Below are 14,753 nucleotides of genomic sequence, written 5' to 3'. Positions count from 1 at the left end.
ACCTGGGGGAACGGGCGCGGACGGGGCCAGAGCCGGGGCCGGGCTCGCCGGGCGCGGACGGCGGGACGCACGGCATCCCGGCCGGCCGGAACGGGGGTCTGACGAGGCGCCATCCGCGTCGGCCGTCAGGGCGCCGCGCACCGGGCGAGGGTACTACCAGGGCCGGCGGGCGTCCCGGCCGGTTCTGCGGAGCTCCTGGCCGATCCACTGGAGCCCGGCCAGGAAGCCGTCGACGCCCGCGTGGCACTGGTCGCGCCGGAGGTAGCCGCGGGCGCTGCGGGCGATCGGGCCGGCCTCGACCACGCCTGGCCGGGTGCTGCGCACCGGGAGCTGGGCGGTCCAGACCCAGAGCCGGGCCTCGGACTGCCCGACGGTACACCGCAGGGCGGCCCGCTCGATGATCAACTCTCTGACCGCGTCGGCGAGTTCGTCCTCGCTGCGATAGGTGCGGACGCCGACGCCGAGCTGTCTCCCGTTGGCGGCGCGCAGCGACCAGCCGAGGCACCGGTCGGCGGCGGGCACGATCAGCAGGCGCGGACCGCGCCGCTCAGCGGCGGGCATCGGAGGGTCTCAACGGTGCCGTGAGTTCCGGGAGTTCGAGGGCGGGCTGCTTGGCCAGCAGCACCACGAACCGGCGGAAGGCGTTCTGGCAGGTCGCGTACCGCTCGTAGGCGCGGCTGGAGCGCACCTCGGGGAGCAGGCGCGAACCGGGGACGACCCAGACCCAGCCGATGCCGTCGCGGACGTGGGTGATCCGGGCGACCAGGGCGTCGGCGCCGGCGCGTAACCCGTCGAAGCCGCGCTCGGCGTCCGCGGCCGTCTCGTATCCGGCCGCGGTGACCGCGACGACCCGGCCGTTGGGGGCCTTCAGCTGCCAGCGGTAACGCCCGTCCGGTGCCCGTTCGACCCGGAATCCCCCACGCCCTGCACCTGCTGCGGTGTGACCGCGGTTCGACGCGTCCACTGCTCCCCCAGTCCGGTTCCCTCCGAGACGGGAGTAAAGCTATGTGTGCACACGAGCACGCCGGAAGGGAAGGAAATGCACAACTTGCTCCGTTGGCCGCGAAGTTCTCCCTCGTTAAACATTCACCGACTGCACACCAACCACACGCCCGGCCCCCTCACCGAACTCCCTTGACCGGCACAGACCGTTCGATAGCGCGCGAAGACTCAGAGCCGCGCGGTCCAGCGCACCCGCGTCCCCTTTCCGTACGGACCGGGCTCGTGCCAGGCGTCCCCGCCGAGCACCTCGGCCCGTCGGGTGAGGTTGCGCAGACCGCTGCGGCGGCCGCCGGCGGGGATGCCGACGCCGTCGTCCGTCACGGTCAGCAGCACCCCGGGGCGCCCGGCCCGGTCGAGTGACTCCGGGTCACCGCTCACCGGGCGTCCCTCGTCGTCCAGGTGCACGGTGGCGTCGACCTCCACGCCGACCCGCGAGGCCCGTGCGTGCCGGGCCGTGTTGGAGAGCATCTCGCGCAGCGCGGCCAGCAGTTGACGGCCGGTCTTCTCGCCGACCAGGCTCTCCACCGGGCCCGTGAAGGTCACCGAGGGCTTGAAGCCGAGCGCCGCGGCGGCCTGGCTGCCCTCCCGCAGCACCCGCGTCCGCAGGGTGTCCGGCGCGTCGCCGTGGTTGTCGTGCTGGAGCGCGTAGATGGTGGTGCGGACCTCCTGGATGGTGGCGTCCAGCTCGTCCACCGCGTTCCCGATGCCGACCTTCACCTCGGGCACGACCGCGCGCCGGGCGGCGCTCTCCAGCATCATCCCGGTGGCGAACAGCCGCTGGATCACCAGGTCGTGCAGGTCGCGGGCGATCCGGTCGCGGTCCTGGAAGACGGCGAGGCGCTGCTGGTCCCGCTGCCCCTCGGCGAGCCGCAGGGCCAGCGCGGCCTGCGAGGCGAAGGTCTCGGCGAGCTGCTTCTCGGTGTCGGTGAACGGCACCGCGCCGCGCGGGCGCCAGACGCAGAGCCCTCCGAGCACCCGGCCGGCGGCGACCATCGGCACCGCCATCGACGGGCCGAAGCTGCGCGCCAGGCGGATCACCACGGTCGGGTCGCTGGACATGTCGTCGAGGTAGACGCTGTCGCCCTGGAGGAGCCGGGCCCCGAAGCTCTCCTTCGGCAGCAGCTCGCCCTGGACGAACTCCGCGGCCTCGCCGGAGGCGTGCGCCACCCGCATCTGGCCGTCGCCCTCGCCGTCCACGGTCGGCAGCAGGATCATGCCGAGCGCCGCGTCCGCCAGCTCGCGCACCTGCTCGGCCGCGACGGTCAGCGCGACCTCGGCCTCGTCGGCGGAGAGCAGCGCCGTGGTGACGGCGGCCGCGCCCGCGATCCACCGCTCGCGCCGCCGCCCCTCCTCGTACAGCCGGGAGTTCTCGATCGCGACGCCGGCGGCCGCGGCGAGCGCGTGCACCACCTGCTCGTCCTCGGGGGTGAAGGCGCCGCCGCCCTGCTTCTCGGTGAGGTAGAGGTTGCCGAACACCTCGTCACGGATCCGGATCGGCTCGCCGAGGAAGGTCTTCATCGCCGGGTGCTCCGGCGGGAACCCGGAGGAGCGCGGGTCGGTGGCCAGGTCGGTCAGGCGCAGCGGCTCGGGCCGGTCGATCAGGGCGCCGAGGATGCCCCGGCCGGCCGGCAGCTCGCCGATCGCGGCGGCGGTCTCGTCGTCCACGCCGACGTGGATGAAGTCCGCCAGGCCGTGGCCGCCCGGTGCGATCACGCCGAGCGCGGCGTACCGGGCGTCCACCAGTTCGGCGGCGCCGGTGGCGATCCGGTGCAGCGTCGCGTGCAGGTCCAGCCCGGCGCCGACCGAGACGACGGCCTCCAGCAGCCGCTGCATCCGGTCGGTGACGGCGGCCGCCGACTGCAGCCGCTCCGCCACCTCGGTGACCAGCGTGTCCAGCCCGAGCGAGGAGATCTCGGGCACCCGGTGGGGCGCCGGGTCGGGAGCGGTGGCGGGTGGCAGGTCTGGCGTGGGGTCCATGGTGTCGAGCGTAGTTTGTACGGTTTTCAGCCGAAGGTCGGCGCGACCACCGGCGGGCGACCGGCTGCGGCGGTGCCCACCGCCACCGGGCCGTCCGCCGCGCGCTCGCGCTCCCACATCGCCCGCAGCCGGCCGCCCGGCTCCGCGACCAGCTCCGACCAGGTGCCGCGTTCGACCACCCGGCCGCCGTCCAGGACCAGGACCTCGTCGACGGAGCCGTCGTCGAGGCCGGCCAGCCGGTGGGTGATCAGCACGGTGCTCCGGCCGGCCGTGGCGGCGAGCAGGTCGGCGGTGAGCGCGTCGGCGGTGGGCAGGTCGAGGTGCTCGGCGGGCTCGTCCAACACGAGCACCGGGAAGTCGGCCAGTAGCGCCCGGGCGAGCGCGAGCCGCTGGCGCTGGCCACCCGAGAGCCGGGCACCGTGCTCCCCGACCATGGTGTCGAGGCCCGCCGGGAGGGTGTCCGTCCAGTCCAGCAGCCGGGCGGCGGCGAGCGCGGCGCGCAGCTCCCGCTCGTCGGCCGAGGGCCGGGCCAGCCGCAGGTTCTCCCGCAGCGAGCTGTCGAAGACGTACGCGTCCTGGGCGCAGAGCCCGATCACCCGGCGGACGTCGTCCCCGGCCAGCTCCCGACTGTCCACAGCCTGTGGACGGCCGTCGGCGAACGTGATCCGGCCCGCGGCCGGCTCCAGGAAGCGCAGCAGCGCCTGGGCGAGCGTGGTCTTGCCGGAGCCGGACGGGCCGACCACGGCGATCCGGCGGCCGGCGGCGAGGTCCAGGTCGAGGCCGACCAGCGCGTCCGCCTCCTGTCCGGCGTGGCGGACGGTCAGCCCGCGGACGGTGATCGGCAGCGGCTGCCCGGGCAGGGCCACCGGGGCGGCGGGCTCGGTGACCGGGGCGGGCGCGTCCAGCACCTCGGCCAGCCGGGCCGAGGCGGTCCGGCTGCGCCGGCGGGCCTGGACGGCGAGCGGCATCCCGGTAACGGCCTCGAAGGCGGCCAGCGGGGTCAGCACGACCACCGCCAGGCAGACCGGCGCCAGCGCACCGCTCTGCACACCCCGGATGCCGACGGCCGCGGCGGCGGCCACCGTCAGCCCGGTGAGCAGCGCGATCAGCCCGGTGCCGAGCGCGGTGGTGGCGGCCGAGCGGGCGGCCAGCCCGGTCAGCGCGGCGTCGGCGGACCGGACGGCGGCCAGCCGGCCCGGCAGCGCCCCGGCCACCGTGAGTTCGGCCGTTCCGGTGAGGGTGTCGACGACGGCGGTGGCCAGCCGGCCGCGGGCCGGGGCCTGCCGCCGCTCGGCACCGGCCGACCAGCGGGCGGCCAGCGCGGGCACCACCGCCCCGGCCAGCAGCAGCCCCAGCCCGAGGACCAGGCCGGCCGCGGGCAGGAAGGCGGCCATCGCCGCCGTCGCGGCCAGCGACACCACCGCGGCCACCGCCGCCGGCAGCCGCCAGCGCAGGTGGTGGTCCTGGACGGCGTCGACGTCGGCGACCAGCCGGGAGAGCAGGTCCCCGCGCCGGAAGGCCGGCAGCCCGGCCGGGGCCAGCACGGTCAGCCGGCGGTACACGGCGGCCCGCAGGGTGCCGAGGGTGCGCAGCACGGCGTCGTGCGAGACCAGACGCTCGGCGTAGCGGAACACGCTGCGCCCGATGCCGAAGGCCCGCACCGAGGTGACGGCCATCATCAGGTAGAGCACCGGCGGCATCTCGGAGGCGTAGGAGATGAGGTAGCCGGAGGTGGCCATCAGCGCCACCGCGCAGCCGAGCGCGAGCGCGCCGAGCAGGACGGAGAGCGCCAGCCGGGGCCGTACGGTCGCCGCTCCGGCGGGCTCCTCCGGCGGGGTGTCGGCGGCCGGCACCGGCTCCCCGTCGTGTGCGGGCCGGGGCGGCGCGGCGGCGGCCGCGGGCACCGGCGGCCCCTCCAGCCGGACGAGCCGGTCGGCGACCGCCAGCAGTGCCGGCCGGTGCGCGACCAGCAGCACGGTGCGCGCCGGATCGGCGGTCAGTACCCGGACGGCGTTCACCACGGCCGCCTCCGAGGCGCCGTCCAGGCCGGCGGTCGGCTCGTCCAGCAGCACCAGCGGCCGGTCGTCGGCGAGCAGTACCCGGGCGAGCGCCAGCCGCTGGCGCTGGCCCGCCGACAGGCCGGCGCCGTCCTCCCCCAGCACGGTGGCGAGCCCGTGCGGCAGCCGCCGCACGAAGTCCCGCGCGTGCGCGGATCCCAGCGCCGCCCACAGCTCGTCCTCGCCGGCGCCGGGCCGGTAGAGCCGCAGGTTCTCGGCGACGGTGCCGGCGAACAGGTGCGGGTGCTGCGGCACCCAGGCGATCTGCCGGCGCCAGCTCGCCGGCTCCAGCTCGTCCAGCCGGTACGTCCGCCCGTCGGCGGCGGTGATCCGGACGCTGCCCGCGTCCGGCGCGGTGAGGCCGAGCAGGACGGCGAGCAGGGTGGACTTGCCGGCCCCGCTCGGGCCGGTGAGCGCGGTGGTGGTGCCCGGCCGCAGGGTCAGCCCGGCGGCGTCCAGCGCCGGTGCGCTCCGGCCGGTGTGCAGCACCGTGAGGCCCTCGGCCTCGACGAGGGCGCCGACGAGCGCGGGGGCGGGGGCGGTCCCGGCCGGCGGCAGCGGGGTCTCCAGCACCGCGAAGAGCTCGTCGGCCGCGGTCAGCCCCTCCACGCTGGAGTGGTACAGCGCGCCGACCTGGCGGATCGGGAAGTAGACCTCGGGTGCCAGGATCAGGATCAGCAGCCCGGTCTCCAGGTCGAGCGTGCCGTCCACCAGCCGGAAGCCGATGGAGACCGCGACCAGCGCCACCGACAGGGTGGAGAGCAGCTCCAGGGCGAACGAGGAGATGAAGGCGATCCGCAGGGTGCGCAGGGTGGCCCGGCGGTAGTCGGCGGTGATCCTGGCGACGGTGGCGGCCTGGGTACGGGCCCGGTTGAACACCTTGAGCGTGGGCAGGCCGGCGACCACGTCCAGGAAGTGGTGCGAGAGCCGCGAGAGGGTCTCCCACTGCCGGTCCATCCGGCTCTGGGTGGCCATCCCGATCAGCGCCATGAAGAGCGGGATCAGCGGCAGCGTCCCGGCGATGATCGCGGCCGAGGTGAGGTCGGCGCCGACGACCCGCAGCAGCACGATCACCGGGACGACCACGGCGAGCGCCAGTTGCGGCAGGTAGCGGGCGAAGTAGTCGTCGAGCGCGTCGACGCCCCGGGTGGCGAGGGTGGTGAGTTCGCCGGTGCGCCGGCCCGCCAGGTGGGCCGGGCCGAGCGCGGTGGCGTGGTCGAGCAGCCGGCGCCGCAGGGTGGACTTCACCCGGGCCACCGAGCGGTGCGCGGTGAGTTCGGTGAGCCAGCCGACCAGCCCCCGGCCGACCGCCGTCAGCGCCAGCCAGAGCAGCGGCGCGGCCAGCTCGTCGAGGCCGGCCCGCTGCTGGAAGCCGCGGACGACGATCTCGGCGATCAGGCTCGCCTGGGCGACCACCAGGGCCGCCCCCGCCCCGCCGAGCAGGACCGATCCGGCGAGGAAGGCGCGGGTGGTGCGGGCGTACCCGAGCAGTCGGGGGTCGACGGGCTTCACGGCTCAGCCCTGGTCGAGCGCGGCGGCCGGGTCGTGCCCGGGGATGTGCTGGACGCCGATCCGCTTGCGGAAGACCCAGTACGTCCAGCCCTGGTAGAGCAGCACGAGCGGGGTGAAGACGGCCGCGACGATCGTCATCAGCTTCAGCGTGTACGGCGAGGAGGCGGCGTTGGTGACGGTCAGGCTCCACTCCGGGTTCAGGGTGGACGGCATCACGTCCGGGAACAGCGAGAGGAAGAGCATCGCGACCGCTGCCACGATGGTCGCCCCGGAGAGGACGAACGCCCAGCCCTCGCGGGCCAGTTGGTTGGCCACCAGGGCGCCGATCAGGGCCAGCACCGCGGCGGCCAGGACGGCGAGGCTCCAGCCGTTGCCGTGGTCGGCCTGGGTCCAGAGCAGGAAGGCCAGTGCCAGCACCGCCGTCACCAGGCCGAGTCGCAGCGCCAGGGCACGGGCCCGGTCGCGGATCTCCCCGACCGTCTTCAGTGCGGCGAACACCGCGCCGTGGAAGGTGAAGAGGGTGAGCGTGACCAGTCCGCCGAGCAGCGCGTACGGGTTGAGCAGGTCCCAGAAGCCGCCGACGAAGTTCTTCTGCGCGTCGATGTCGACGCCGCGGACGATGTTGGCGAAGGCCACGCCCCAGAGGAAGGCCGGGAGCAGTGACGTCCAGAAGATGGCCTCCTCCCAGTTCCGCTGCCAGCGCGCGTCGGAGCGCTTGGCCCGGTACTCGAAGGCGACCCCGCGCACGATCAGGCAGACCAGGATCACCAGCAGCGGGATGTAGAAGCCGCTGAACAGCGTCGCGTACCAGTCCGGGAAGGCCGCGAAGGTGGCGCCGCCGGCGGTGAGCAGCCAGACCTCGTTGCCGTCCCAGACCGGGCCGATGGTGTTGATCAGCACCCGCCGCTCGGCGGTGGAGCGGGCCAGCGGCTTGGTCAGGATGCCGATGCCGAAGTCGAAGCCCTCAAGGAAGAAGTAGCCGATCCACAGGACGGCGATCAGGACGAACCAGACGTCGTGGAGTTGCATGTCGGATCCTCAGTAGTCCTCGGTAGTCCGCGGTGGGGCTCGGTGAACCGGGCGGGCCCGGTGGCTCGGGTGGGGGCCCGGGCTCAGTAGGCGAAGGCGAGCGGCTTGTCCGCGTCCTCGTCCGGGGACGGGCCGCGTAGCGTCGGGTCCTCGGTGGGCGGCCGCTCGGAGGTGACCGGCCCGGCCTTGGCGTACTTGACCAGCAGCCGCACCTCGATGACGGCGAGGATCGCGTACAGCACGGTGAAGGTGGTCAGGGCCCCGATCTGGGTCCCGATGCCGACGTTGGGCGACACCGCGCTCGCGGTGGTCATCAGCCCGAAGACGGCCCACGGCTGGCGGCCCATCTCGGTGAAGATCCAGCCGAAGCTGTTGGCGATCAGCGGGAACCCCATGGTGAGGATGCCGATCCGCCAGCTCCACTTGGTGAGGGCCGGGCCGAGTTCGCGCTTCGGCAGCAGCATCAGTCTCGGCACCTCGGTGTCGCCGGTGCGGAACTCCGGTGCCAGCAGCCACTTCCGCCGGGTGGTCCAGAGCCCGACCACCCCCGCCACGAAGGAGGTCATCCCGAAGCCGATCATGAGACGGAAGCCCCAGTAGGTGACGAAGATGCTCGGGATGTAGTCCTTCGGGTCCCCGCCGTACTTGGCGGCCTCGGCGTTGGCGGTGTCGTTGATGCCGGGGACGGAGGAGCTGAAGTCGCTGTTGGCGAGGAAGGAGAGTATCCCGGGGATCTCCAGCTCGACCGAGTTGTGGCCCTTGCCGACGTCGCCGACCGCGAAGACCGAGAACGGCGCCGGGGCCTGGCTGTCCCAGAGCGCCTCGGCGGCGGCCATCTTCATCGGCTGCTGGCGGAACATCACCTTGGCGAGCGAGTCGCCGCTGAGCGCGGTGCCGAGACCGAAGACCACCGCGAGGACCAGGCCGAGGCGCAGCGAGGTCCGCATCACCGCGACCCGCTTGGGATCGGCGGCCTCCGGCCGGCGCTTGGCCTTCCAGAGGTGGAAGGAGGCGATGCCGACCATGAAGGCCGCGCCGGTGAGGAAGGCGGCGGTCAGGGTGTGCAGGACGACGGTGACGGTGGTGTCCTGGAACAGCACCCGGGCGATGTCGGTGAGCTGCGCCTTCCCGGTGACCGGGTCGACCGAGTAGCCGACCGGGTGCTGCATCCAGGAGTTGGCCGCCAGGATGAAGTAGGCGGAGAGCACGGTTCCGAGCGAGACCATCCACATGCAGGCGCAGTGCAGCTTCCTCGGCAGCTTGTCCCAGCCGAAGATCCAGAGCCCGATGAAGGTCGACTCGAAGAAGAATGCGATCAGCGCCTCCATCGCGAGCGGGGCGCCGAAGACGTCACCGACGAAGCGGGAGTAGTCCGACCAGTTCATCCCGAACTGGAACTCCTGGACGATGCCGGTGACCACGCCCATCGCGATGTTGATCAGGAAGAGCTTCCCCCAGAACTTCGTGGCGTGGAAGTACTTCTCCTTGTCCGTCCGGACCCAGGCGGTCTCCAGTCCGGCCACGATGGCGGCCAGGCTGATGGTGAGCGGTACGAAGAGGAAGTGGTAGACGGTGGTGATGCCGAATTGCCAACGCGCGATGGTTTCGTGAGCGATTGCCAGTTCCACGTCGCCCTCTCTCCGACCCGACCTCGAAGGTCACTTTCCGGACAAACTTCATCTATAGCTGTAGACCGCTGCGTACCCGTGCAAGCTTGTCCGCTTGTGAACGTGAACACGTTCACAAGGACCAGTATCCATCATGCTTACGAGTGGTTTGCAGGCGGGGTGGGATTGACCGGCGATGCCGTGCGCACAGTCTGCGGACCGGCCCTGGCCTGCCACAACGAGCGCCCGGGCGACTCACGGAACGATCTTGGACGATCCGGCGCTTGACATTCGGCCCATCGCCGCGGCACGCGCGACCGTGCCCGGCCGGGCGGTGACCCGGCCGGGCACGGGCCCGGCGCCTAGCGGCTGCCGTAGGGGCGGGTGATGATCTCCATGCCGTGGCCTGCCGGGTCGAAGAAGTACAGCCCCCGGCCGCCGTGGTGGCGGTTGATCTCGCCGGGCAGTTTCAGCTGCGGGTCGGCGTAGTAGGCGATGCCGCCCGCCTCGATCCGGGCGAAGGCGGCGTCGAACTCCTCGTCGGAGACGAGGAAGGCGTAGTGCTGCGGGGCGATCGCCTCCGCCGGGACGGACGCGAAGTCGAGGGTCACCCCGTTGCCCGTGGCGACCGGGACGAACGGGCCCCAGGCCGTCCCGACCTCAAGGCCGAGGATGGCCGCCAGGAAGGCGGCGGATTCCCGGTTGTCCCGGGCGTGAACGATGGTGTGATCGAGCTGGATCGTCATGCTTCGAATGCCTCCGTAAGGCACTCACGGGCTACCTCCATGCCTCACCCGGACGGTGACCGACACGCGATGCCGTACCGGGATCCTAGGCCGCGGCGGCGCCCGCCGACCAGCCCCCGCCGGACCGGTCGGACCGGTCGGACCGGTCGGACCGGTCGGACCGGTCGGACCGGTCGGACCGTCATACCGCTTCGCCCACGCGGGGATCACGGCCGGGCCGGCGCCCCCAGTGCCGCCAGCTCCGCCAGGTCCTCGGCGCCCAGCCGCAGCGAGGCGGCCGCGACGTTCTCCTCCAGATGGACCGGCGAGGAGGTGCCCGGGATGGCCAGGATCGAGGGGGAGACCGCCAGCAGCCAGGCCACCATCACCTGTGCCCGGGTGGCGCCGTGCCGCTCGGCCACCCGCTGGAGCGCCGGGTCCTCGGGCACCCCGGAGCCGCCGAGCGGGAAGAACGGCACGAAGGCGATGCCCCGCGCGGTGCAGTCCGCCAGCAGCGCCGCGTCCTCCGCCGAGTGCTCCAGCACGCTGAACCGGTTCTGCACGGCGGTCACCGGTGCGATCGCCTCGGCCTCGGCGAGCTGGGCCGCGTCCACGTTGCTGACCCCGAGGTGCCGGATCAGCCCCTCCTCCCGCAGCTCCGCCAGCGCCGCGAAGGACGTCGCGATCGACCGCAGGCTGGGCATCCGCCGCAGGTAGACCAGGTCGAGCCGGTCCACCCCCAGCTCACGCAGGTTGCGGTGGACGGCCGCGCGCAGCTCCGCCGGACCGGCCGGCTCCAGCCAGCTGCCGTCGGGGTTGCGGCCGGGGCCCACCTTGGTGGCGATCACCAGGCCGTCGCGGTACGGGTGCAGGGCCTCGCGGATCAGGCCGTTCGCCGAGACGTCCTCGTGGAAGTAGAACCAGGCGGTGTCGATGTGGTCGACACCGAGCTCGACCGCCCGGCGCAGCACGGCGAGGCTCCGCACGGGGTCGCAGGCCGGGCCGTCCCAGTCGCGGGCGGGCAGCTTCATCGCGCCGAAGCCCATCCGGGCGATCGGCAGGTCGCCGCCGAGCAGGAGGGAGCCGGCGGCCGAGGCGTGGGAGGTGGTCGTCATGTCGGTAAGCCTCCGCCCGGCTCGCCCGTCGCCCGACCGATCTGGCATGTTGCTGCCATGAGCACCGACCCGATCATCACCCTGCACGGCGAGCGGGAGCTCGTCCAGCGGGCCGGCCACCTCTTCGTCGCCTCGCGTGAGGAGTTCCTGGTCGCCGCCACCGACCTGCTGACCTGGTCGTCGGGCGTCAACGCCGCCTTCGCGGAGGGCAAGCGGCCGCACCTCGTCCCCGGGCTCACCATGCGCAAGCTGTACACCCGGCGCGCCCTGGCCGATCCGGAGTCGCACCGGCGGCTGGTGAGGATCGCCGGCACCGGCATCGAGGTCCGGATCAGCGACGGACCGCTCGCGCGCGAGGCGATCATCATCGACCGGCGCACCGCGATCCTGGCCGGCGCCCCCGTACGGGGCGTGCGGACGTACACCGTGGTGCAGTCGCCGGAGGTCGTCGACGGCGTGCGCTCGCTGTTCCGCGCCGCCTGGGAGACCGCCACCGACCTCGCCGACTGTGCCCGGCCGCCGCACCTCACCGAGCAGGCCCGGCAGGTCCTGAGCGCCCTCGCGACCGGCCACACCGACGAGACCGGCGCCCGCCTGCTCGGCCTCTCGCTGCGCACCTACCGCCGCCGGGTCGCCGACCTGATGACGACCCTCGGCGCCACCTCCCGCTTCCAGGCCGGCCTGCTGGCCCGGGAGCTGCTGGAGGACGGCGTCACCCCCGCCGCCCGCCGGTGATCTCCGGCCCGATCACGAACCCCTTCGCGGGCCCCTCCGGCACGAACGCCTCCTCCCCGTACGGCGTCCGGACCGAACGGGCGTAGGCACCGCGCTCGATGTCGGGGCCGGTCAGGACGGTGACGGCGCCGCCGTCGTCGAAGTCGTCGATGATCACGTACACCGGAATGCCGGCGGTCGCGTAGGCGCGGTGCTTGAGGACCACGTCTCGTCGGCGGTTCCTGCTTCCGGCTGACACCGTCTCGACCACCATCGCGAGACCCGAGGCGAGTACGCCCAGCCCTTCAGGGTGCTCGATCTCCTCCAGGTCATCGGGGGCGACGAAGACATCAGGGATCATCACCCTCAAGCCGTGGATGACGTTACCGTCGTTCGCGGGGGCCCAGCCGGTCGCTCGTAACTGGTCGTGCAGCGCCAGCAGCACGCGGCGGTTGATCGTCAGGTGGCGGGTCCCGCCGGTGGGCGACATCTCGATGGCTCCCTCGATGATCTCCGCCCTGAAGCCCTCAGGGACGTCCATCTCCTTCCACACCTGCCACAGCGCCTGGTCCAGGTCCACGACGGTCTCCTCGGCTACGAGCGCGGTCATTGAGACACCTCTTCCCGTCCAGTGTGGTCGGCTCGCGCGATCCGCATCAAGCCGCGGCCGTACGGTCGCGCACGACCGGAGACCGGGCGGAGAGAACCAGGGCGGTTCACCCGAACGGGCGGTTTCAGCGCTGGTGGGGGATCTCCACGCGGAAGGTGGCGCCGGTGCCGGGGGCGGTGTGGAGGGTGAGGGTGCCGCCGTGGGCGTGGGTGAGCGCGGTGGCGATGGCGAGGCCGAGGCCGGCGCCGCCGCCGTCGTGGCGGCTGCGCGAGGCGTCCACCCGGTAGAAGCGGTGGAACACCCGGACGGCCTGCTCCTCGGTGAGGCCGGGACCGGAGTCGGCGACCTCCAGCAGGCAGAGGCCCTCAGCGGTGCCGACGCCGATCCGCACCGGGGTGCCGGGCGGGGTGTGCTTGACGGCGTTGCCGACCAGGTTGGTGACCACCTGACGCAGCCTCGCCTCGTCGCCGAGCACCGGTGCGGGGCCGGGCGCGCCGGTGCCGGACGGACCGGTGAGGGCGACCGGGCGGGACGGGTCGAGGGCGGTGAGGTCGTGCAGGGCGTCCGCCGCGAGGGTGCGCAGGTCCATCGGCGCGAGGTCGAGCGGGCGTTCCTCGTCGAGCCGCGCGAGCACCAGCAGGTCCTCGACCAGGGCGCCCATCCGGACGGCCTCGCTCTCGATCCGGAACATCGTCCGCTTGACGTCCGCCTCGGTGGGCAGCGCCCCCATCCGGTACAGCTCGGCGAAGCCTCGGATGCCGGCCAGCGGGGTCCGCAGCTCGTGCGAGGCGTCGGCGACGAACCGCCGCATCCGTGCCTCGGACTCGGCCCGGGCGGCGAACGCGGCCTCGATCTGGGTGAGCATCGCGTTGAGGGCGGCGGACAGCCGGCCGACCTCGGTGCGGGTGGCGAGCTCGGGCATCCGGTGCGACAGCTCGCCGGAGGCGATCCGCTCGGCGCCCTCCTCGATCCGGCGCAGCGGCCGCATCCCGGCCCGGACGGCGAAGAAGCCGAGGGCCGCGATCAGCACCAGCACCGCGCCGCCGATCGCCAGGAAGGACGTGCGCAGCCGGGCGACGGTGGCGTCGATGTCCTCCCGGGAGACCGCGACCATCAGGTACGCGGGGGTGGGGGTCGGCACGGCGAAGGCGCTGGGGGGAGCGGGGCCGAGGGCGGGCGGCCGCTGGAGCGGCAGGACGAGCGTGCGCCAGCTGCGCTGGCCGCGCTGGTCGGGCAGGTCGAAGGGGGTGTCCGGGGCGGCGGCCGCCGGGTCGAGACCGGCCAGCTGCGGCGCCGGGTCGTTCTCGGAGACCGGCTGGCGCACCACCTGCTGGACCTTGCCGTCCGCCGAGAGGTACTGGACCAGGTACTGGCTGGGCAGCGCCGCCGCGGGCCGCCTCCCGCCGACCGAGGGCTGCCGGCTCTCCGGCCAGGTCGTCCGGCCGGGGGCGCGGTGCGAGAGCGGTTCGGCGAAGCGCTGCAACTGGTCGTCGAGCCGCTCCACCAGCTGCATCCGGACGGTGCCGAGCACCACGGCGTCACTGACCGCGAGCCCGGTGGTCACCAGGGCGAGGACGAGGACGAGCAGCCGGACGCGCAGCGAGAAGCGGGGGAACACGGGGGGCGGTCAGCTCTGCGGCGGCCGGCGCAGCGCGTAGCCGATGCCGCGGACGGTGTGGATCAGCTTGGGGCCGTGCGCGGGGCCGGAGTCGAGCTTGCGGCGCAGGTAGGAGATGTAGGACTCGACGATGGAGAGGTCCCCGCCGAAGTCGTAGGCCCAGACGTGGTCGAGGATCTGCGCCTTGGAGACCACCCGGCCGACGTTGGCCATCAGGTAGTGCAGCAGCTTGAACTCGGTCGGCGAGAGCGCGACCGGGGTGCCGCCGCGGGTCACCTCGTGGGCGATCGGGTCCAGCGTGAGGTCGGCGACGACCAGCCGGCCGTCCTCGGCGGGGCCGCCGGCCCGGCGCAGGATGGCCCGGATCCGGGCGATCAGCTCCTCCAGGCTGAACGGCTTGGTGACGTAGTCGTCCGCGCCGGCGGCCAGGCCCTGGACCTTGTCGCCGACGCCGTCCTTGGCGGTCAGGAAGAGCACCGGCAGGTGGTCGCCGGGGTGGCCGTGGGCGGGCCCGGCTATCTGGCCCCGGGTGGTCTGCTCGCGCAGCCGCTCGACCACGGTGAAGCCGTCCAGGTCGGGCAGCATCACGTCGAGGACGACGAGGTCGGGGCGTTCGACGGCGATCAGTTCGAGCGCCTCGGTACCGCTGGCGGCGGAGGCGACCCGGAAGCCGGAGAAGCGCAGGGAGGCGGAGAGCAGCTCCCGGATGTTGGGTTCGTCGTCGACGACGAGGAGGAACGCCTCGCCCGGGCCGCCGGCCACGGCGGAGCTGCCAGGTGTGGACACA

At 73.5% G+C, this 14,753-nt stretch carries 12 protein-coding genes; 1 reads left to right on the top strand and 11 read right to left on the bottom strand.

The window, feature by feature from the left end; genetic code table 11:
• Window positions 1–153 precede the first annotated feature (153 nt).
• The 8 genes from ACZ34W_RS04635 to ACZ34W_RS04600 form a co-directional block, all read right to left on the bottom strand.
• On the bottom strand, window positions 154–561 hold the full coding sequence (locus tag ACZ34W_RS04635) for a hypothetical protein (protein WP_465601740.1): 408 nt from the start codon (window positions 559–561) through the stop codon (window positions 154–156).
• Window positions 548–964: a YegP family protein gene (locus ACZ34W_RS04630; protein ID WP_465601737.1), complete on the bottom strand. Its 417-nt coding sequence runs from the start codon at window positions 962–964 to the stop codon at window positions 548–550. The genes ACZ34W_RS04635 and ACZ34W_RS04630 overlap by 14 nt, the downstream gene beginning before the upstream one ends.
• Before the next feature lie 206 nt (window positions 965–1,170).
• On the bottom strand, window positions 1,171–2,835 hold the full coding sequence (locus ACZ34W_RS04625; protein ID WP_352295222.1) for a sensor histidine kinase: 1,665 nt from the start codon (window positions 2,833–2,835) through the stop codon (window positions 1,171–1,173).
• Between the two features lie 170 nt (window positions 2,836–3,005).
• On the bottom strand, window positions 3,006–6,548 hold the full coding sequence (gene cydD, locus ACZ34W_RS04620; RefSeq protein ID WP_465601734.1) for a thiol reductant ABC exporter subunit CydD: 3,543 nt from the start codon (window positions 6,546–6,548) through the stop codon (window positions 3,006–3,008).
• A 3-nt stretch (window positions 6,549–6,551) separates the two neighbouring features.
• Window positions 6,552–7,577: a cytochrome d ubiquinol oxidase subunit II gene (cydB, locus tag ACZ34W_RS04615; RefSeq protein ID WP_465601732.1), complete on the bottom strand. Its 1,026-nt coding sequence runs from the start codon at window positions 7,575–7,577 to the stop codon at window positions 6,552–6,554.
• An 83-nt stretch (window positions 7,578–7,660) separates the two neighbouring features.
• On the bottom strand, window positions 7,661–9,205 hold the full coding sequence (locus ACZ34W_RS04610; protein ID WP_329488903.1) for a cytochrome ubiquinol oxidase subunit I: 1,545 nt from the start codon (window positions 9,203–9,205) through the stop codon (window positions 7,661–7,663).
• Between the two features lie 341 nt (window positions 9,206–9,546).
• The gene (locus ACZ34W_RS04605; RefSeq protein WP_329488902.1) at window positions 9,547–9,930 is read right to left on the bottom strand and encodes a VOC family protein; all 384 of its coding nucleotides are present in this window, start codon (window positions 9,928–9,930) and stop codon (window positions 9,547–9,549) included.
• A gap of 206 nt (window positions 9,931–10,136) precedes the next feature.
• Window positions 10,137–11,024, bottom strand: coding sequence for an oxidoreductase (locus ACZ34W_RS04600; protein ID WP_329488901.1), 888 nt, complete (start codon window positions 11,022–11,024; stop codon window positions 10,137–10,139).
• Window positions 11,025–11,081: 57 nt separating this feature from the next.
• Here ACZ34W_RS04600 and ACZ34W_RS04595 point away from each other — a divergent pair, with 57 nt between their 5' ends.
• Window positions 11,082–11,759, top strand: coding sequence for a helix-turn-helix transcriptional regulator (locus ACZ34W_RS04595; protein WP_329488900.1), 678 nt, complete (start codon window positions 11,082–11,084; stop codon window positions 11,757–11,759).
• Here the strand turns inward: ACZ34W_RS04595 and ACZ34W_RS04590 are convergent.
• The 3 genes from ACZ34W_RS04590 to ACZ34W_RS04580 all read right to left on the bottom strand — a co-directional run bounded on the left by ACZ34W_RS04590 (window position 11,737) and on the right by ACZ34W_RS04580 (window position 14,728).
• Window positions 11,737–12,348: a Uma2 family endonuclease gene (locus tag ACZ34W_RS04590; RefSeq protein ID WP_465601726.1), complete on the bottom strand. Its 612-nt coding sequence runs from the start codon at window positions 12,346–12,348 to the stop codon at window positions 11,737–11,739. The two genes, ACZ34W_RS04595 and ACZ34W_RS04590, sit on opposite strands and share 23 nt — an antisense overlap.
• A gap of 124 nt (window positions 12,349–12,472) precedes the next feature.
• Window positions 12,473–13,966 carry a sensor histidine kinase gene (locus ACZ34W_RS04585; RefSeq protein WP_329488898.1) on the bottom strand — a complete coding sequence of 498 codons (1,494 nt, stop codon included), beginning with the start codon at window positions 13,964–13,966 and terminating at the stop codon, window positions 12,473–12,475.
• A 9-nt stretch (window positions 13,967–13,975) separates the two neighbouring features.
• On the bottom strand, window positions 13,976–14,728 hold the full coding sequence (locus ACZ34W_RS04580; protein WP_352295224.1) for a response regulator transcription factor: 753 nt from the start codon (window positions 14,726–14,728) through the stop codon (window positions 13,976–13,978).
• Window positions 14,729–14,753 lie beyond the last annotated feature (25 nt).

Source organism: Kitasatospora sp. NPDC022856 (genome assembly GCF_055561235.1).
This window is presented reverse-complemented; position numbering and strand designations above follow the sequence as displayed.

What these genes read in the sequence shown, in the direction of transcription:
- ACZ34W_RS04635 (WP_465601740.1), bottom strand. Translation starts at nt 561, where the DNA reads ATGCCCGCCGCTGAGCGGCGCGGTCCGCGCCTGCTGATCGTGCCCGCC.
- ACZ34W_RS04605 (WP_329488902.1), bottom strand. Translation starts at nt 9,930, where the DNA reads ATGACGATCCAGCTCGATCACACCATCGTTCACGCCCGGGACAACCGG.
- ACZ34W_RS04595 (WP_329488900.1), top strand. Translation starts at nt 11,082, where the DNA reads ATGAGCACCGACCCGATCATCACCCTGCACGGCGAGCGGGAGCTCGTC.
- ACZ34W_RS04600 (WP_329488901.1), bottom strand. Translation starts at nt 11,024, where the DNA reads ATGACGACCACCTCCCACGCCTCGGCCGCCGGCTCCCTCCTGCTCGGC.
- ACZ34W_RS04625 (WP_352295222.1), bottom strand. Translation starts at nt 2,835, where the DNA reads ATGCAGCGGCTGCTGGAGGCCGTCGTCTCGGTCGGCGCCGGGCTGGAC.
- cydB (WP_465601732.1), bottom strand. Translation starts at nt 7,577, where the DNA reads ATGCAACTCCACGACGTCTGGTTCGTCCTGATCGCCGTCCTGTGGATC.
- ACZ34W_RS04590 (WP_465601726.1), bottom strand. Translation starts at nt 12,348, where the DNA reads ATGACCGCGCTCGTAGCCGAGGAGACCGTCGTGGACCTGGACCAGGCG.